Origin of the sequence: Bosea sp. ANAM02, assembly GCF_011764485.1 — a bacterium.
Taxonomy (GTDB): domain Bacteria; phylum Pseudomonadota; class Alphaproteobacteria; order Rhizobiales; family Beijerinckiaceae; genus Allobosea.
The window spans coordinates 4,669,936-4,688,061 of sequence record NZ_AP022848.1 but is presented as its reverse complement, the minus strand read 5'-3'; the positions used below and the strand labels follow the sequence as shown (position 1 = coordinate 4,688,061).

General features: G+C 66.6%; 20 protein-coding genes. 7 read left to right on the top strand and 13 right to left on the bottom strand.

Features of this window, described 5'->3' with window-relative positions; all coding sequences use genetic code 11:
- Position 1: 1 nt before the first annotated feature.
- From OCUBac02_RS22385 to OCUBac02_RS22325, 13 genes are all read right to left on the bottom strand, one after another.
- Entirely contained in the window at positions 2 to 550 is a 549-nt protein-coding gene (locus tag OCUBac02_RS22385; protein WP_173048811.1) for a cytochrome c oxidase subunit 3 family protein, read from the bottom strand.
- Positions 547 to 1,422 carry an SUMF1/EgtB/PvdO family nonheme iron enzyme gene (locus OCUBac02_RS22380; protein ID WP_173048809.1) on the bottom strand — a complete coding sequence of 292 codons (876 nt, stop codon included), beginning with the start codon at positions 1,420 to 1,422 and terminating at the stop codon, positions 547 to 549. Before OCUBac02_RS22380 ends, OCUBac02_RS22385 begins: the two co-directional genes overlap by 4 nt.
- A 58-nt stretch (positions 1,423 to 1,480) precedes the next feature.
- Positions 1,481 to 2,608, bottom strand: a complete 1,128-nt coding sequence (gene nirK / locus OCUBac02_RS22375) for a copper-containing nitrite reductase (protein ID WP_173048807.1) — start codon at positions 2,606 to 2,608, stop codon at positions 1,481 to 1,483.
- A gap of 114 nt (positions 2,609 to 2,722) precedes the next feature.
- Positions 2,723 to 3,007 carry a metal-sulfur cluster assembly factor gene (locus OCUBac02_RS22370; protein WP_173048805.1) on the bottom strand — a complete coding sequence of 95 codons (285 nt, stop codon included), beginning with the start codon at positions 3,005 to 3,007 and terminating at the stop codon, positions 2,723 to 2,725.
- Entirely contained in the window at positions 3,004 to 3,546 is a 543-nt protein-coding gene (locus OCUBac02_RS22365; RefSeq protein WP_173048803.1) for a DUF2249 domain-containing protein, read from the bottom strand. Before OCUBac02_RS22365 ends, OCUBac02_RS22370 begins: the two co-directional genes overlap by 4 nt.
- Positions 3,509 to 4,906, bottom strand: coding sequence for a hypothetical protein (locus tag OCUBac02_RS22360; protein WP_173048801.1), 1,398 nt, complete (start codon positions 4,904 to 4,906; stop codon positions 3,509 to 3,511). The genes OCUBac02_RS22365 and OCUBac02_RS22360 overlap by 38 nt, the downstream gene beginning before the upstream one ends.
- Before the next feature lie 27 nt (positions 4,907 to 4,933).
- Positions 4,934 to 5,242 carry a DUF2249 domain-containing protein gene (locus OCUBac02_RS22355; protein WP_173048799.1) on the bottom strand — a complete coding sequence of 103 codons (309 nt, stop codon included), beginning with the start codon at positions 5,240 to 5,242 and terminating at the stop codon, positions 4,934 to 4,936.
- Between the two features lie 102 nt (positions 5,243 to 5,344).
- Positions 5,345 to 5,500 carry a hypothetical protein gene (locus OCUBac02_RS22350; RefSeq protein ID WP_173048797.1) on the bottom strand — a complete coding sequence of 52 codons (156 nt, stop codon included), beginning with the start codon at positions 5,498 to 5,500 and terminating at the stop codon, positions 5,345 to 5,347.
- Positions 5,501 to 5,674: 174 nt separating this feature from the next.
- On the bottom strand, positions 5,675 to 7,567 hold the full coding sequence (locus OCUBac02_RS22345) for a nitric oxide reductase activation protein NorD (protein ID WP_173048795.1): 1,893 nt from the start codon (positions 7,565 to 7,567) through the stop codon (positions 5,675 to 5,677).
- A 10-nt stretch (positions 7,568 to 7,577) separates the two neighbouring features.
- Positions 7,578 to 8,396: a CbbQ/NirQ/NorQ/GpvN family protein gene (locus OCUBac02_RS22340; protein ID WP_374679298.1), complete on the bottom strand. Its 819-nt coding sequence runs from the start codon at positions 8,394 to 8,396 to the stop codon at positions 7,578 to 7,580.
- A 75-nt stretch (positions 8,397 to 8,471) separates the two neighbouring features.
- Positions 8,472 to 9,836 carry a cbb3-type cytochrome c oxidase subunit I gene (locus tag OCUBac02_RS22335; RefSeq protein ID WP_173048791.1) on the bottom strand — a complete coding sequence of 455 codons (1,365 nt, stop codon included), beginning with the start codon at positions 9,834 to 9,836 and terminating at the stop codon, positions 8,472 to 8,474.
- A gap of 22 nt (positions 9,837 to 9,858) precedes the next feature.
- The gene (locus tag OCUBac02_RS22330) at positions 9,859 to 10,311 is read right to left on the bottom strand and encodes a c-type cytochrome (RefSeq protein WP_173048789.1); all 453 of its coding nucleotides are present in this window, start codon (positions 10,309 to 10,311) and stop codon (positions 9,859 to 9,861) included.
- A gap of 189 nt (positions 10,312 to 10,500) precedes the next feature.
- On the bottom strand, positions 10,501 to 11,181 hold the full coding sequence (locus tag OCUBac02_RS22325; protein WP_173048787.1) for a Crp/Fnr family transcriptional regulator: 681 nt from the start codon (positions 11,179 to 11,181) through the stop codon (positions 10,501 to 10,503).
- A gap of 439 nt (positions 11,182 to 11,620) precedes the next feature.
- On the opposite strand from OCUBac02_RS22325, the gene napE reads away from it, so the two are divergent.
- From napE to ccoN, 7 genes are all read left to right on the top strand, one after another.
- Complete coding sequence (napE, locus tag OCUBac02_RS22320; protein WP_173049803.1) at positions 11,621 to 11,815, top strand: periplasmic nitrate reductase, NapE protein; 195 nt, start codon at positions 11,621 to 11,623, stop codon at positions 11,813 to 11,815.
- Positions 11,816 to 11,824: 9 nt separating this feature from the next.
- Positions 11,825 to 12,334 carry a ferredoxin-type protein NapF gene (gene napF, locus OCUBac02_RS22315; RefSeq protein ID WP_173048784.1) on the top strand — a complete coding sequence of 170 codons (510 nt, stop codon included), beginning with the start codon at positions 11,825 to 11,827 and terminating at the stop codon, positions 12,332 to 12,334.
- Positions 12,327 to 12,614 (top strand): chaperone NapD, encoded by a 288-nt coding sequence (locus tag OCUBac02_RS22310; RefSeq protein WP_173048782.1) that lies wholly within the window; start codon positions 12,327 to 12,329, stop codon positions 12,612 to 12,614. The genes napF and OCUBac02_RS22310 overlap by 8 nt, the downstream gene beginning before the upstream one ends.
- Positions 12,611 to 15,112 carry a periplasmic nitrate reductase subunit alpha gene (napA, locus tag OCUBac02_RS22305; RefSeq protein WP_173048780.1) on the top strand — a complete coding sequence of 834 codons (2,502 nt, stop codon included), beginning with the start codon at positions 12,611 to 12,613 and terminating at the stop codon, positions 15,110 to 15,112. Before OCUBac02_RS22310 ends, napA begins: the two co-directional genes overlap by 4 nt.
- Positions 15,079 to 15,582 carry a nitrate reductase cytochrome c-type subunit gene (locus OCUBac02_RS22300; protein ID WP_173048778.1) on the top strand — a complete coding sequence of 168 codons (504 nt, stop codon included), beginning with the start codon at positions 15,079 to 15,081 and terminating at the stop codon, positions 15,580 to 15,582. Before napA ends, OCUBac02_RS22300 begins: the two co-directional genes overlap by 34 nt.
- Positions 15,583 to 15,594: 12 nt before the next feature.
- Positions 15,595 to 16,308, top strand: coding sequence for a cytochrome c3 family protein (locus tag OCUBac02_RS22295; RefSeq protein ID WP_173048776.1), 714 nt, complete (start codon positions 15,595 to 15,597; stop codon positions 16,306 to 16,308).
- A gap of 162 nt (positions 16,309 to 16,470) precedes the next feature.
- Positions 16,471 to 18,126, top strand: a complete 1,656-nt coding sequence (gene ccoN / locus OCUBac02_RS22290; RefSeq protein ID WP_173048774.1) for a cytochrome-c oxidase, cbb3-type subunit I — start codon at positions 16,471 to 16,473, stop codon at positions 18,124 to 18,126.

Below are 18,126 nucleotides of genomic sequence, written 5' to 3'. Positions count from 1 at the left end.
GTCAGCCGAGATAGACGACGGGGAGGATCAGGAGCCAGACGAGGTCGATCAGGTGCCAGATCGTGGCGACGCCGGCGATATGCCTCGGCGTCGGTCGCCAGGCGACGAGCAGCAGCAAGCCGGCGACGAACAGGACATGAGCGAAGTGGAAGCCGACGATGAGCATGTAGAGCTCGGCGAGGCGTGCTTCCATGGCGGCCAGCGCCGGAAGTTCGTGGGTGAACGCGACGATCTTGAGGCCGCAGAATATGAGGCCGCCCAGAGCTGCGGCAATGAGATTGCCTAGTGGCTGCCATCCGGACGCCGCCCGAGCGGCGAAGAAGCCACTGGAGACGAGTATGGCCGTGGCGATGCCCGCGAGCGGAAGGTCGAGTTCGCCGCGCACGGCAGCCAGCGCAGCGGGATCGAGCATTCCCAACAGCAGGAAGGCGCCGAGCAGAGCGCCGAAGACGGCGAGCTCGCTCCAGATCAGGATCCAGAGCAGGAGCTCGATGCCACTCCCGGCTTCCGGCTGCGTGGTATCCAGGCCCTCGCGTAACGCGACGTTCATGCCGGCAGCAGCCTGCGCAGCCGGTCGCGCCAGCTCTGCTCGCGGACCAGCCGGAAGCCGAGATTGTCGGGCGGAGTCGCCACCGAGCAGCCGCCCGCCTTCGGGTTGCGAATGAAGAAGCTCATCGGGGCGCGATGCTGGCCCTCGACGACATAGATCCCGCAATTGGTGGTCTCGCTGGTCGTCCGGCCGGCAGCATCCTGCGTGACGCGCCGTAAGCAGGTCTGCGTCCATTCCCAGACATTGCCGGCGATGTCGTGGACGCCGTGCTCGTTCGCGCCGAAGCTGCCGATCGGCAGGGGGGCCGGGTCGGAAGCTGCCTTGCGATTGGCTTCTCGTTCGTAGTCTGCAAGCCAGCGCAGCGCCGGGTTGGTCTCGCTGCCGTCCAGGCCCCGCGCGTCGTCGACGAAGCGCGAGCCGGCGGCCTGAGCCCATTCGCCATCGCTCGGCAGACGCCAGGCGGCGGCTGTCTCGCGAGACAGCCAGTTGGCGTAGTCGATGGCGTCGGCATGGCTGACGCCAGTCACCGGCAGGTCTCCGCGAGCCGCCGCATGATCGAGGTTCCTACAGGCCCCGGCGCTGATGCAGCGCGAAAAATCAGCGGCGGTTACCTGATACCGCATGATCTCGAGCGGCTGCGCGAGCCGGACGGTCACGCGCGGGGCGTCGATCGGGCGGCCCGCGCGGCTGTACTCGCCGTCGACGCGGTGCAACAGCGTCGCCGGAGGCACGATGGCCGTCTGGGGCATGGGGAAGGCCGGTACGGCGTGGTTCGCGGGGCCGGCGAGCAGAAGTGCTGCGGCACCCGCCATGAACAGGAAGCCGAGGGAAGTCGTCAGTCTCGGCAGTGAAGTGTTGAGCGTCGTACCCATGGCCGGAAGCCCTATTGGGAAGGAGCCTCCCCGCTGGTCGCGGGGAGGCTGAGAGAAGTCAGATGCCGGCCGGGGCCACGATCTGCTTCATCAGGTCGTCGTTCCACTCGCCTTCGACCTTGAAGTGGCCGGCGGCACCGAGTTCGAACGCCTCGATCAGGTTGTGGTTGACGTAGGCGTAGATCCCCGGCTGCAGGAAGGTGTAGAGCGCCGCCCCCGCACAGCCGCCGGGGATGAACCAGGTCTCGAGGTCCCGCTCTGGCGGGTTCCGGAACTTGCCCGTCGCCCAGACATAGTCGCCATGGCCACCGATCAGGTGCGGGCGGGTGTCACGGTTCGCCTGCGAATGCAGGATCAGCACCGTCTCGCCGACCTTGGCGGTGAGCGCGTTCTTGCCGGTCAGGGCGCCGACCTTGCCGTTGAAGACGACATGGCTCGGGGTCAGCGTGCGCATCGCCTTGGCGACATCCTCATGCGCTTCGCCAGGGCTGGCATAGCGCTTGAACTTGCCGTTCTCGTCGCGCGGCACGTAGAAGTCCTGCTCGCCGACATAATAGGCCTTGTCGTACTTCAGCGGCTTGCCCTGATGGTCCTTCAGTCCGTCGCGCGGCAGCACCGTGATGGCGCCGTTCATGCCGGCCGTAACGTGCCAGGGCACCATGCCCGGAGGGGCGCAGTGGTAGACGAATACGCCCGGGCGGGTGGCTTTCCAGCGCAGCACGACCTTCTCGCCGGGGTTGACCTCGGTCAGGGCGCCGCCGCCGAGCGCACCTGTCGACGAATGGAAGTCGATGTTGTGCATCAGCTCGTTGGTTTCGGCGTTGATCAGCGTCAGCTCGACATAGTCGCCCTCGTGGACAACCATCATCGGGCCCGGGACCGTGCCGTTGAAGGTAAAGGCGAAGGTCTCGGTTCCGGCGTCGTCAAGAATGATCTTCTTCTCGCGGATGGTCATCGTGAACTCGACGACCTTGGGGCCTCCGGTCGCGACCTGCTCATGCGCATGCACGAAGGGGGGATCGACCAGCTTCGGCTTGATGCGCGGCAGCTTCGCAATATCGGCGGCGGTGGCCTTGGTCATCACGGCCTGGGCCTGCGCCGGTGCAGAGGCGGCCTGGACGATCGCCCCGGTGGCTGCCGCCCCCGCCAGTATGCTACGGCGGGTCAGTTTGAGTTCTTCGCCCATGGCTTGTCTCCTTCCAATGACCGTCAATGGATCGGTCATGAGCACTTTAGGAGCCTGGCGAATTCGATCTTTGTTGCAGCACAACATCTCTGACGATTGCCGCTGGACACTAGGTCACTCGGCGGCGACCATTGCTGGCTCCCAGGCCGGCTCATAGGTCAGCGTTACGGTGACGCCCGTGACGCCCTCGACGGCGCCGGCGGCAAAGGCCACGGCCTCCTTCAGGAAGCCGGTGAGCGGGCAGCCACGCGTGGTCGTCGTCATGGTGATCGCGACCGAACCGTCCGGCGCCGCCGCGATCGCGTAGATCAGGCCGAGGTCGATGATGCTGCGGCCCATCTCGGGGTCGAGCACGTCACGCAGCGCGATCTCGACGAGGCGCTCCAGATTGGTGCTCATCCGTGCGCCCTCCCGCCGCCATGGCGCACGAGCAGGCGATAGGCCGTGCCGGACGCGTCGAAATTGCCGGCCCATTCATGCTGGCGCTTGGCCAGTTCCGGAAAGAGGAAGACCGGCTCGCGGGCGAGCAGTGCGAACAGCACATCGCCGGGCTGCAGCGCCTCGAGTGCTTCAAGGATGCGCACCATCGGCTCCGGCGGTTCGAGATCGATCAGGTCGAGCTCCTCGACGGGGTCGCCCCAGAAGATGGCGGAGGGGCTGCTGCCCGTGGCGAGCCCGGCCTCGGCCTGCATCTCGGCGACAGGCGAAAACACGACTTCCCAGTCGCCGCCGTCGAGCGGGCGGTCACTGGCGGAGAAGCCGCGATTGGCCATCACCGAGAACAGCGGCACCGGCCGGAAGGGCGCGACGAGGCGCAGGGACTCGCCCGGCGCCAGCGCGCCGACGGCCTCCATGATCGCCTGGAACGGCTCCTCGCCGGCCAGCAGCATCGGGCGGACGTCAAGCTCGCGGATGGGCGATGGTTCCGGTGTGGACATGGTCCGGTCTCCTTTCCTCTGCCCGAGCGGCGAAGAGCCTGGGGCGTTCATGCGCCGGCGGCCGGTCGGCAGCCTTGATCTGCGACAAGCGGCGGATGTGGACCAGCTCGGCGGCGATGCCGATCGTTCCCGCCAGGCCGATCGCCATGCTCGATCGGAAGCCGCCGGTCGCCTCCATCGCGAGCGCCGCCGTTCCGAACGCGACCCCTGCATAGTAGAGCAGGAACCACCAGCCGGTGCGCGGCATGGCGACGAGATCGCCGACGCGCGGCGCCGGGCCGCGCCCGAGCCGGGGCGCATAGGTTTCGAGCCAGGTCATGAAGGAGACGATCTTCACGAGCTGCGCCAGCGTCAAGCCGCCAAGCCAGCCGAAGACGACGAGGAAGACGAGTGCCGCGATCGAGCCGTCCCCGGCATGGGCCACGACGGCGACCGGCAGCAGCGCCAATCCAAGCGCGAGCGCCGCAAAGGCGGGAATGCTGGCGAGCATGTTGATCTCCAGCGCCTTGCGCCTGCGGGCGCTGTAAAGCGCGAGGATGCCCCGGCCGTAGAGGAGGCTGGCCAGGACGAGCATGATGAGCGCCGCTACGATCCAGGTGGCGCCGGGCTCGATGCCGGCGAAGGGGGCGGCGAGGCCCGCGAAGGCGAGGCCGAGCCCCAGGCTGGCCAACAGCAGCACCGGGCGCACCCCGCGTGCGGGCGGCTCCGGCGCCATCATGAACATGACGAAGAGGCGGTAGGTGACGCCGAAGGCGATCAGGCCGAGCCAGCCGCCCAGGCCGAGCAGGGCGTGGAAGGGCAGGCCGTCGGGAAGCAACGCGACGTGGCCGAGCCAGCCACCGCGTCCCGACAGGAGCGTGGTGAAGGCCGCGCCGCTCATCGCCGTGGCTGCGAGGCAGGCGAGGCCGACGAGGACGAAACGGGCGAACAAGGCGATGGGCCTCGCGTTCAGCAGCGTCACGGCCAGCATCAGGCCGAGCAGGGTCAGGCCCGAGAGCAGCGCGGCGCCGCCCAGCGGCAGGAGGTCGAGCGGGGCGTCGATCCAGCCGGCCAGCGTGGCGAAGCCGGTGCTGAGCAGGATGAGGCCGGCGGCCAGCGCGGCCAGCACCGGCAGAGCGAGTTGGGGGAAGGCAAGCGGGCGGGAGACCAGAACCGGCACGAACTGCAGCAGCGCGCCGGCCATGGCGAGGCTGAGCCAGCCGACAGCCACGAGGTGGACGAGGACGAGTGTCGCGGGCTCCCCGAGGCCGGCGGCGGGATAGCCGATGCCGGCGACGGCGAGAGCCTCGGCCGCAAGCAGGAAGGCGAGCGCGGCCGCGAAGTAGCTCATCGTCCAGCGGGACAGCGATGCCATCGGCATGGCTGCGGTCTCCCGGATGCGAAGCGGTCAGTGACCGCAGGTGCAGGAATGGCCTTCGTCATGGCCGCCGCAATCGGCGGCATATTCATCGCTGCCGGCTTCGTTGCGGCCGATCTCGACCTGCCAGATCTCCGGACCCTGGACGATGTAGCCCCAGGAATAGACGCCGGGATAACGCGCGTCGATCTGCCGGCGCAGCGGCGCGGGATCGTGATCGTTGACGATGCTGAAGGCATCGCCGGGGGAGAGCCGCTCCAGGATGCCGAAGATCGTGGCATGGCGCACGACCGGCGGAATCGTGCGCACGTCGAGCGGTTCGAGAGGCTGGATGGTCATGGTTCGGCTCCGGTTGCGGCCCCGATGCGGGCGGCTCTCCAGCCTAACGGAGCCCTCCCTGCGGCAATTTGCCGAAGCGCAAACTGCGCGCTTTTGGCGGCCTCACTGTTCGAGGAAGAGCAGGACGGCGATGGCGAGCGACATCATGACGGCGGCGGCGACGCCGCCTTTCTGGAGCACGCCCATCCGGTAGAGCAGCAGGGCCATCACGATGATCGCGGGCGTGGCGACGACGAGACCCATCTGAGCGTCGGTCATGGCGTTCTCCTCAACGCTTGTCTTGACGTTCGAGCCCTCATCCTGAGGAGCAGCGGAAGGCTGCGTCTCGAAGGATGCTCCAGATGGTTCCGGAGCCTCCTGGAGCATCCTTCGAGACGCCATTTCTGGCGAAACGGCTCCTCAGGACGAGGGCTTGCTTTTGGCTTCGGGCACTCAGGTGGCCAGCGCGCGGTAAATCGCCGGCAGGGCGGCCGGCAGGCGATCGAGCCGGGCGACCACGGCGTGGCCATTGCGGCCGAAGAGATGCGGGATGTAAGCGCGCGATTCCCGGTCGACGGTGACGGCGAAGACGCAGATGCCGGCGCGCCGCGCCTCGATCACCGCCATGCGCGTATCCTCCATCGCGAAGCGGCCTTCGTAATGGTCGATGTCGTTGGGCTTGCCGTCGGTCAGGACGAGCAGGAGCTTGCGCCGATCGGGCCTCGCCTTCAGGCCGGCTGCGGCATGGCGGATCGCCGTGCCGATGCGCGTGTAGTAGCCGGGCTTCAGGGCGGCGATGCGCGCCTCCACCGCCGGTCCCATCGCTTCGTCGAAGCGCTTCACCGTCTCGATCCGCACCCAGTCGCGCCGGCGCGAGGTGAAGGTGAGGATCTCGTGGCGGTCGCCGCAGGCGGCCAGGCCATGGGCAAAGACGGTGAGCGCCTGCTTCTCGACATCGAGCACGCGCAGATCGTCGAACCAGGAATCGGTCGAGAGCGAGACGTCCATCAGCGTGGTCACGGCGAGGTCGTGCGCCTGCGGCCGGCTCGCCAGATGGATGCGGTCGCTGCCGGAGCCGCCGGCGGCGAGATCGGCCTGGCGGCGCACCACGGCGTCGAGGTCGAGATCGGGGCCGTCGATCTGGCCTCGCTGCGGCTCGCGGAGCGGCCGCAAGGCCTCGAACTGCCGCCGCACTTGGCGCACCAGCGCGCGGGTCGCGGCATCCTGCACCGGCGGCACCAGCTCCTGCTGGGCCAAACCGGCAAGCACGCGGCAATGATCCTCACGATAGGAGGCGCTGCGGAAATCCCATTCCGGATAGGACAGGGCGCCGGCGATCGCCGTCTCGTCCATCGCCTCCGGGGGCAGGTCGAGATCGAAGCGGAAGCGCGAAGCCGGGCGGCCCTTGCGCTCGCTCAGGACCATCTCGTCGAGCTCGTCGGCGGCTTCCGGGTCATGTTCCTCGCTGTCGTCGGAGGGACGGTCGACCGCGACCATCTCCGACATCGCCAGGATCTTCTCGAAGCGGTTGAGGATGAAGGGGCTGCGCTCGCGCCACTCTTCCGCCGTCTCGTCGCGGCTGGCGGTATAGGCCTTCATCTGCTCCTCGGCCCTCGTCGAAGCCGGCGGCGGCTGGTCCTCGTCGCGCCGGCGCGTGCGGGCGGGAGCGACCGCGCTCGCCAACGGCCAGAGCGGCACGCCGAGGGCCGGCAGATAGCCGGCCGGCGCAGCCATCGACCAAGCCGCGGACGAAAGGTCGACGTCGTCGCCCCGCAGCAGCGCGCAGATGAGCGCCTCCACTTTCGCTTCGGTCGCGGGCAGGCCCTGGCGGTGCCGGCCGGCCAGCGTCGCCTCGGCAAGCCGGCGGTAGACAGGGACCAAGCCGGCGAAGCTTTCGAGAACGGTCGAGACCAAAGCGCGTGCCGCCGCGATCAGGGCAAGGTCGCGCCGGAGCGGATCGCCCTGCGCCACCGGGGCGGGCGGCGCAGCCGACATGGCGGCAGCGAGCCAGACATACAGATCGCGATTGAGGCTGCGCTCCGGGAAGAGGGCGATCTCGGCCGGAAGCTGCAGGCTGTCCGGCGTGCGGAGCGCCTGGACCAGCCGCTCCTCGCCGAGGCCGACGCGCTGACGCAGCCGCAGCCGGTGGGTGGCCGCGCGCCCGCGTGCCGGAACGATCCTGACGCCCGGCTCACCGCCGAAGCCGCGGAAGCAGACGGCCAGCGTCGACGTGATCGAGGACAATGCCACCGCAGCTTCGGGATGATGCGGCAAGCTGGCGGTATCGCCGACCAGCTTGTGCCAGAAGCGCCCGACCGTCTCTTCCATTTCCAGGAAGTCCAGCATCGCGGCGCTCCTAGGCGAGGACGGCGCGGGCGATTTCGACCAGCCCCGCGCGGACTTCGGGTTCGTCTGTCAGCGGCTCGATGATCGCGGCCATCACGGCTTCCTGCCGAGGCAGGCCGGCGGCGATCAGGCTTGCGGCATAGACGAGGAGGCGGGTCGAGACGCCTTCCTCGATGTCCTGGCCCTTGAGCGTGCGCAGACGACGGGCGAGATCGACCAGCGGCGCGACCGCGGCCTCGTCGAGCCCGCTTTCCTGCGCGACGACCGCGATCTCCTGATCGCGCGGCAGGAAGTCGAAGCTGATCGAGACGAAGCGCTGCCGGGTCGAGGGCTTCAGGTTCTTCAGAAGGTTCTGGTAGCCGGGGTTGTAGGAGACCGCGATCATGAAGGAGGGCGGGGCCGCGAGCAGCTCGCCGGTGCGCTCCAGCGGCAGGATGCGCCGGTCGTCGGTGAGCGGATGCAGCACCACCGCCACGTCCTTGCGGGCCTCGACGATCTCGTCGAGATAGCAGAGCCCGCCCTCGCGCACGGCCCGCGTCAGGGGGCCGTCGACCCAGACGGTCTCGCCGCCCTTGAGCAGGTGGCGGCCGGTGAGATCCGCAGCGGACAGGTCGTCATGGCAGGAGACCGTGAAGAGCGGCAGGCCGAGCCTGCCGGCCATGTGCGCGACGAAACGGGTCTTGCCCGATCCGGTCGGCCCCTTCAGCAGCAGCGGCAGGCGCCGCTCCCAGGCCTTCTCGAACAGGAAGAGCTCGTTGCCGGAGGCGGTGTAGGCGGGGATGTCCGCGGGCGCAGGGATGGGCAGGCCGGCGGACGGCTTCTGGATCATGTTCATGCTGGTGTCCTCACGCGGTGGTGCGGAAATGGAGGCCCGGCGGCGGGGGCGCCGCCGGGCGAAGGTCCGTCATTCGGCAGGCTGGGCGAGGCCGATCGGCTCGGCACTCCGCTCGCGGCCGGGCACCAGGACGGCCCAGGCGAACATCAGCGCCGCGAGCACCACCGCGACCCCCGAGCCGAGCCGGATCCAGTAGAACAGGACAAGGTGCTCCTGGACCTCCATGAAGAACTGGCCCATCACGCGCTGGAGGTGGATCTGGACAACGCCCGCGAAGGTCAGGGCAAAGGTCATCACGATCATCGCCGAGCACATGAGCCAGAAGCTGACGATCGAGAGCCACTGGTTGTAGGGCGCGCGGCCCTTCAGCTCGGGGATCGCATAGGCCATCACGGCAAGGTTCAGCATCACATAGGCGCCGAAGAAGGCGAGGTGGCCGTGGGCGGCGGTGAGCTGCGTGCCGTGCGAGTAGTAGTTGACGAAGGATAGCGTGTTCAGGAAGCCCCAGATGCCGGCGCCGATGAAGGCCATGACCGAGCATCCGACCGACCAGAGCAGGGCGGCGCGGTTGGGGTGGTTGCGGCCCGCCTTCCAGGTCATGTGCACCGTGAAGAGGATCATGGTGAAGAACGGCGCGACCTCGAGCGTCGAGAACAGCGAGCCGATCCACTGCCAGTATCCGGGCGCGCCGATCCAGTAATAGTGATGGCCGGTGCCGAGGATGCCGGAGAACAGGGCGAGTCCGACGATGACGTAGAGCCACTTCTCCACGACCTCGCGGTCGACGCCGTTGAGCTTGATCATCAGGAAGGCCAGGACGGAGGCCATGATCAGCTCCCAGACGCCTTCCACCCAGAGATGGATGACATACCACCAATACATCTTGTCGAGCGCAAGGTTGGCCGGGTTGTAGAAGGCGAAGAGGAAGAAGATCGCCAGGCCCCAGAGGCCGAAGAGCAGGATGTTGGTGACGGTGGTCTTGCGGCCCTTCAGCGAGGTCATGGTGATGTTGAACAGGAAGATCAGCACGACCACCACGATGCCGACCTTGATGATGAAAGGCTGCTCGAGGAATTCCCGCCCCTCATGGATGCGGAAGAGATAGCCGACGACGGCGATCGCGGCCGCGATGAAGAACAGCCAGAACTGCAAAACGGCGAGCTTGCGGCTGTAAAGTTCGGTCTGCGCCTCCTCGGGCAGCAGATAGTAGGTTGCGCCCATGAAGCCGAGCAGCAGCCAGACCACCAGCGCATTGGTGTGGATCATGCGCACGATGTTGAAGGGCAGCAGCTCAGACAGCGTGTTCGGCAGCACGTAGATCAGGCCGGCGACCAGCCCGAAGGTGACCTGGGCGAGGAACAGCGTCAGCGCGCCGTAGAAATACAGCATCGCGACGTTCTGGGTCTGATATCTGGTCGTATTGTAGCCTGGCATGGCTCTCTCCTGTCGCGACATCTCAGCCGGCATCGTTGGGCGGCCAGTTCTGGGTCTTGATCCGGCTCGTCCATTCCAGGAAGTCGGCGAGATCGTTGAGTTCCTGCTCGGTCAGGTTGAACTGCGGCATCTGGCGCCGGCCCTCGATCCCTGTCGGCTGGGCCGCCATCCAGGCCTTCAGGCTCTCGCGGGCGCCGGCCGCGTCCTTGTCGCCGCCGTAGCGCTTCCAGACATTGCCCAGTTCCGGCGCGAAATAGGCACCTTCGCCCAGCAGCGTGTGGCAGTTGATGCAGGAATTGCGCTCCCAGACATGCTTGCCGCGGGCGACCGCGGGCGTCAGCGTCGACTCGTCGGTGGATTTCGTCCGCATGTACCAGTGGCTATGGGCTGTGAGCCCGACGAAGATGGCGAAGAAGAAGATCGATCCGCCGTAGAAGACATTTCGGGCTCCCGCCTTTGTCAGACGTTCGGCCATGCGTGCACCCTTCCGTTGCGCCTTGTTGAGGCGACGCCGGCACCGCCGGCTCTTGACCCGCCGCGCGGGCAGGGAAGACCGGTCTTATCGGCCGCGGCGCCCGGCCTCTTTGCGCTTCGGCAAACAATCCGCCGACCCCTGGGGCCATCCATCCGGGTATGGCCGCGTCGCGTGGCGCAGCTTCGCCGATCAGCGTGGTGCCGGGCCGGCTAAACGGGCCGTGGCGAGGTCGACTAGGGCCGGTACGCTCTGGACCAGCAGTTCCCGCCTGCCACCGCCGATGATGCCCTGCCGCTCCCAATTCGTGAGAATGCGGGATGCGCTGTGCAGGGTCGTTCCCGTGAGCGCGGCAATGTCCTGCCGCGTGATGGGGAAATCGACCCGAATGCCCTTCTCGTCCTGCCGCCCTGCCTGATCAATCAGGCGCAGGACAAGATGGGCGATGCGGCGGGGAACATCGAGAGAGGCTATCTCGATGAGCCTGTCCTGAGTGACGGCCAGGCGGCGCTCTAGAACCCCCAACAGCCCGATCGCCAGGCCCGGCATGTCGTGCAGGAACCGGTTCCAGGTCTCGATGGGCCAGACGGCGAGCAGGCAGTCGCGCTGGGCGATAGCGGTGGTGGTCTGCAGGCTACCTTGCGTTCCGCCAGCGGGCCCGAAAGGCTCGCCCGGGTGAGCGATCCGCAGGATGACGCCGCCGCGGTGCCTACTGGCTCGCGAGAGCTTCACATGCCCGGACAGGATCAGGAAGAACTCGCCGACCGGCGCTCCTTCGGAAAACGCGCGCTCACCTCTCGCAAGATGCTGCAATGACGCCGCTGACGCGATGGCACGTCGCTCGGCATCGGACAGCGCCGCAAAGATCGGCAACCTTCTCAGATTCTGGGGAGTGAGTGTCATGACCGCGTGAAGGGGATGTCCGGAATCGCCAGGGGCGGCCGGATGCCGAGGGCAACCAAGGCGGGCTTTCCGTGTTTCGGAACGCTGCCCGTGATCTCAGCTAGTCGATCCAGAATCAGGCATGTTTGCGCTGCAGCAAACTCGGCGGTCGAAAGCTGCGCTAGGAAAAGCTTTGCGTCGCTCGTCTGTCGGGCAGGCTACCGCAGCACAGATCGTGGCGGGAGAGGGGCGCCGCGGTTTCGAAGGATTCGAACGGTTCAGTTTGCGCTACATCAAACTCAGCTCACAAATCGGGCGTGTCAGCACTTGTGAGGCTGTACAGCGGCGCAGAGCTGCTTATTCTCCTTCCTCGATCTCTAATCTGGCGACGGCGCGATACGTGATCGGCCGTCTTGGAGAAGGAAAAGAGATGGCGACGGAGACTGCGGGGGCGAGTGGCCCGGAAGCCGCTCCGGAGCGGCCGACGAAACGGGCCGAATTACTGGCTTTCCTGACGCTGGCCGTGCTGATTTGGCCGATCGTTGCCGTGGGCGTCGTCGGCGGATACGGCTTCCTGGTGTGGATGTCCCAGATCATCCTGGGCCCGCCCGGGCCGCCGCATTGAGGCCGGGCGATGGAACGCTCCGTCATCGATCGTGGGCGCCGTAATTTCCTGACGGGCCGGCGCCTTTCGCCGCCCGACAGGCCGCGCCCGCCCTGGGCGCGCGCGGCTTCCGTCGCTGCCGCCTGCACCGGCTGCGGGGCCTGCGTGCCTGCCTGTCCGCAGGGGATCGTCGCGCTCGACGAAACCGGCCGGCCCGCCCTCGATTTCTCGCGAAACGACTGCAGCTTCTGCGGCGCCTGTGCCGAGGCTTGTCCGGAACCGGTCTTCGACCGGGCCATTCCGGCCTTCGAGCATCGGGCCGTCATCGGCGCGGATTGCTTCGCCGGACGCGGTATCGTCTGCCAGAGCTGCGGCGATGCCTGCCCGGAGAGTGCGATCCGTTTCCGGCCACGGCTCGGCGGCCCGGCTTTGCCCGAGATCGCGAGCGATCGCTGCAACGGGTGCGGCGCCTGCGTCGCAGCCTGTCCGGCGCAGGCCGTCGCCGTCAGCATGCTGCCGCAGGAGGCCGCCCATGGCTGAGACTGCGCGCCCGCGCTTCCATCATATTTCGAGCGCCGTTGTCTCGGCCCTGCCGGCGCAGGTCGAGGCTGTGCTCGCCCGTATCGCAGAGCTTCCCGAGACCGAGATCCATCGGGTCGAGAACGGCAAGATCGTGATCGTGCTGGAAGGCTCCAGCACCGGCGTGATCGGCGACCGGCTGGCCGCCATCAGCCTGATCGACGGCGTGCTCTCGGCCAACATGGTGTTCGAGCAGATCGAAGACCTCGAAACCCTCGACGACCCCGGAGTGATCCCATGACCCTGTCCCGTCGCGAGATGCTGAAGGCGCAGGCGGCCGGCGTCGCCGCGCTTGCCGCCAATATGAGCGTGCCGGCCGAAGCCCAGCCGGTGACCGGCGGCGTCGACAGTCTGCAGATCAAATGGTCGAAGGCGCCGTGTCGCTTCTGCGGCACCGGCTGCGGCGTCATGGTCGGCGTCAAGGAAGGCAAGGTCATCGCCACCCATGGCGACATGAAGGCCGACGTCAATCGCGGCCTGAACTGCATCAAGGGCTATTTCCTCTCCAAGATCATGTACGGCAACGACCGGCTGACCCAGCCGCTGCTGCGCAAGAAGAACGGCGTCTACGCCAAGGACGGCGAGTTCACGCCGGTCTCCTGGGAGGAGGCCTTCGACACCATGGCCGCCAAGGCCAAGGCGACGCTCAAGGCCAAGGGGCCGACCGCGCTCGGCATGTTCGGCTCCGGCCAGTGGACGATCTTCGAAGGCTACGCCGCGACCAAATTGATGCGGGCCGGCTTCCGCTCCAACAATCTGGACCCCAACGCCCGCCACTGCATGGCCTCGGCCGCCTACGCCTTCATGCGCACCTTCGGCATGGACGAGCCGATGGGCTGCTACGACGATTTCGAGCATGCCGACGCCTTCGTGCTTTGGGGCTCGAACATGGCGGAGATGCACCCGATCCTGTGGACGCGAGTGACCGACCGCCGGCTCGGCCAGCCGCATGTGAAGGTCGCGGTGCTCTCGACCTATACTCACCGCAGCTCCGACCTCGCCGACATCCCGATCGTGTTCAAGCCGGGCACGGATCTCGCGATCCTCAACTACATCGCCAACCACATCATCACGACCGGGCGGGTGAACAAGGATTTCGTCGGCAAGCACACCACCTTCGTGAAGGGCGCGACCGAGATCGGCTACGGCCTGCGGCCAGACGATCCGCGCGAGGTCAAGGCGCGCAAGGCGGAGGATGTCACCGCGACGACGCCGATCGATTTCGAGGCCTATGCCGCCTTCGTGAAGGATTACACGCTGGAGAAGGTCTCGGCCCTGACCGGGGTCGAGCCCGGCTTCCTGCAGCAGCTCGCCGAGCTCTATGCCGATCCCAAGCGCAAGGTCACCTCGTTCTGGACGATGGGCTTCAACCAGCATGTGCGCGGCGTCTGGGCGAACCAGCTCGTCTACAACCTGCATCTGCTGACGGGGAAGATCTCCGAGCCGGGTAACAGCCCGTTCTCGCTCACCGGCCAGCCCTCGGCCTGCGGCACGGCGCGCGAGGTTGGTACTTTCGCCCATCGCCTGCCGGCCGACATGACGGTGACCAATCCCGAGCACCGCAAGCATGCCGAGGAGATCTGGCGCGTCCCGCACGGGATCATCCCGGAAAAGCCCGGCTACCACGCCGTCGAGCAGGACCGGATGCTCAAGGACGGCAAGCTCAATTTCTACTGGATCCAGGTCAACAACAACCTGCAGGCCTCGCCGAACAACACCAACGAGGCCTATCCGGGCTATCGTAATCCTGACAATTTCATCGTCGTCTCCGATGCCTATCCGACGGTGACGGCAATGGCCGCCGACCTGATCCTGCCCGCCGCGATGTGGGTCGAGAAGGAGGGGGCCTACGGCAATGCCGAGCGGCGCACCCATGTCTGGCATCAGCTGGTGCAGGCGCCGGGCGAGGCGCGCTCCGACCTCTGGCAGCTCATGGAGTTCTCGAAGCGCTTCACCACCGACGAGGTCTGGCCGGCGGAAATCCTCGACGCCAACCCGAACTACAAGGGCAAGACGCTCTTCGACGTGCTCTACCGCAACGGCAATGTCGACAAGTTCGCCGCAAGCGAGATCGATCCCGAATACGACAATGTCGAAGCCAAGCATTTCGGCTTCTACGCGCAGAAGGGGCTGTTCGAGGAATATGCCGCCTTCGGCCGCGGCCATGGTCATGATCTCGGGCCTTACGACCTCTACCATCAGGTGCGCGGCCTGCGCTGGCCGGTGGTCGACGGCAAGGAGACGCTCTGGCGCTATCGCGAGGGGCTCGACCCCTATGTGAAGCCGGGCAAGGGCGTCGAGTTCTACGGCAACAAGGACGGCAAGGCCCGGATCATCGCCGTGCCCTACGAGCCGCCGGCGGAATCGCCCGACGCCGAATACGATCTCTGGCTCGTCACCGGCCGCGTGCTGGAACACTGGCATTCCGGCTCGATGACCATGCGCGTGCCGGAGCTCTACAAGGCCTTCCCCGGCGCGCGCTGCTTCATGCACCCTGAGGATGCCCGCAAGCGCGGGCTCAACCAAGGCGCCGAGATCACGGTGGTCTCGCGGCGCGGCGAGATGCGCACCCGCGTCGAGACGCGTGGGCGTAACCGCATGCCGCCCGGCGTGGTCTTCGTGCCCTGGTTCGACGCCAGCCAGCTCATCAACAAGACGACGCTCGACGCCACCGATCCCATCTCCAAGCAGACGGATTTCAAGAAATGCGCGGTCAAGATCGTTCCGGTCTCGGGCTGATGCGCTCGCGGACCTTCCTCGGGGCCGCCCTCGCGGCGGGCCTCGTCCTCGCCTTCGGTGCCGCCGTCTCGCAGGAGGGCGCGCCGGTGAAGATCGTGCCGCGCCTCACGGGCACCGCCGATCCGATGGCGCTCGAACGCGTTCCGGCTCTCGGCCGCCCGATCGTCGATGATGTCAGGCGCATGCGCAACTATCCCGAGCAGCCGCCGGTGATTCCGCATGCGATCGACGGCTACCAGCTCACCCTCAACACCAATCGCTGCATGGACTGCCACAAGCGCGAGTTCACGGAAGGCTCGGGCGCGCCGATGATCAGCGTGACCCATTTCCAGGACCGCGACGGGCAGGTGCTCTCGGATGTGACGCCGCGGCGCTATTTCTGCACCGCCTGCCATGTCCAGCAGACCGATGTTGCGCCCCTGGTCCCGAACCGGTTCCAGGACGCCAAAGACATCGGCCGGAAGCCATAGCGGGGCGGGATCATGGCCAGGTTCAAATCCCTCGTCCTGTGGTGCTGGGGCGTCGTCGTCAGCTTCTGGCGCATCATCAGCCGGCCGAGCGCCTATCTGCCGCTTGGCGTTCTGACGCTCGGCGGCTTCGTCGGCGGCGTGCTGTTCTGGGGCGGCTTCAATACGGCGCTGGAGGTCACCAACACCGAGAAGTTCTGCACCTCCTGTCACGAGATGCGCGACAACGTCTATCAGGAGCTGCAGTCGACGATCCATTTCTCGAATCGTTCGGGCGTGCGCGCGACCTGCCCGGACTGCCATGTTCCGCATAACTGGACCGACAAGATCGCCCGCAAGATGCAGGCCTCCAAGGAGGTCTGGGGCAAGATCTTCGGCACGATCTCGACGCGCGAAAAGTTCCTCAACCTGCGGCTCGAACTCGCCAAGCACGAATGGGCCCGGCTGAAGGCGAATGATTCACTGGAATGCCGGAACTGCCATTCCTCGGTCGCTATGGATTTCACCAAGCAGACGCGCCGCGCCGCCGATATCCATAGCCGCTTCCTGACGACGGGCGAGAAGACCTGCATCGACTGCCACAAGGGCATCGCCCACCTGCTGCCGGACATGACCGGAATCGAGCCGGGCTGGAAGGACGCGCCCGAATTGCAGGGCAAGGGCAGTGCCTCCTGGCACGGGCCGGAGCGGGCGGTGCGGACCTATCTCGCGGAGATCGAGAAACAGTGAGGGGGAGGATACGGCCCACTGTCGCTACGATCAGATGCCGACTACGGCATTTTGTCCGACCCTGCCATCGGCAAATTAGGTATCTGAAATACTTCTTTTGTGCGATACCGACCTTGAAAGCCTGAGGCCGCAGGCCCGCGCTGGCTACGGAGAGGGGGAGCGATGATTGCGGCACTCACTGTCGCGGAGCGACAGCGCGCAATTGGAATCTCGGCCGCCCTGGCGCTATGCGGGCTCGCCATGGCGATCGCCGGTAAGGAAGACCTGTTCGGCGTCCACGGCGTCATCGTCATGCTGTTTGGACTCGGCTGCCTCGGCCTCGTCATGTCGCAATATTTCGCGCCGGAGCCGTCTGACGAGCGCCTGACGCGCTATTTCGACGATCCAACTCGGGTCGGCATCGTGCTCTCACTCGGCTGGGCCGTGGTCGGCATGTTCTTCGGCGTCTGGGTCGCGGCGCTGTTGGCCTGGCCGGATCTTACCTTCGATGCCGGCTGGGCGAGCTTCGGCCGCATCCGGCCGGTCCATACCTCCGGCGTGATCTTCGGCTTCGGCGGCAATGCGCTGATCGCGACCTCGTTCCATGTCCTGCAGCGGACGACGCGGGCGCGCCTGCCCGATCAATTCAGCCCATGGTTCGTGCTGATCGGCTACAACTTGTTCTGCGTACTGGCGGCCAGCGGCTACCTGATGGGCGTCACCCAGTCGAAGGAATATGCCGAGCCGGAATGGTATGCCGATCTCTGGCTCGTCGTCGTCTGGGTCACCTATTTCCTGCTCTATATCCGCACGCTGCAGCGGCGGAAGGAGCCGCATATCTACGTCGCTAACTGGTACTACATGGCCTTCATTTTGGTCGTGGCGGTGCTGCATATCGTCAACAACCTGGCGGTGCCGATCTCCTTCGGCGAGGTGAAGAGCTATTCGCTGTTCTCCGGCGTGCAGGATGCAATGACGCAGTGGTGGTACGGCCATAACGCCGTCGCGTTCTTCCTGACCTCCGGCTTTCTCGGGATGATGTATTACTACCTGCCGAAGCGGGCAGGGCGACCGATCTTCTCCTACAGGCTGTCGATCATCAGCTTCTGGGGCATCACTTTCATGTATATGTGGGCGGGCTCGCACCACCTGCACTACACGGCGCTGCCGCAATGGGTGCAGACGCTGGGCATGACCTTCTCGGTGGTGCTGCTGGTGCCGTCCTGGGCCTCGGCCGGCAACGCACTGGCGACGCTGAACGGCGCCTGGGGCAAGGTCCGTGACGACGCGACCTTGCGCTTCATGATGGTCGCCGCCGTGTTCTACGGGCTCTCGACCTTCGAGGGCTCGTTCATGGCGATCCGGGCCGTCAACTCGCTCTCGCACTACACCGACTGGACCGTCGGCCATGTCCATGCCGGCGCGCTCGGCTGGGTGGCGATGATCACCTTCGGCTCGCTCTACGCGCTGGTGCCGTGGATGTGGAAGGTCGAGCGGATGTATTCGCCCAAGCTGATCGAGGTCCATTTCTGGCTCGCGCTGGCCGGGACCGTCATTTACGTCTTCGCGATGTGGAACTCGGGCATCATCCAGGGCCTGATGTGGCGCACCTATAATGACAGCGGCACGCTGGCCTATTCCTTCATCGACAGTCTGGTCGCGATGCGCCCCTATTACATCGCGCGCACCGTCGGCGGGTTCCTGTTCCTGCTCGGCGCCGTGGTCGCCTCCTACAATGTCTGGATGACGATCCGGATGTCGCGCTGGCAGGCTGCGGCGGGCGCCGTCGATACGGACCTGCCGGCGCTGCCGGGCGCAGCGCTTCAGGCGGGGGAGTGA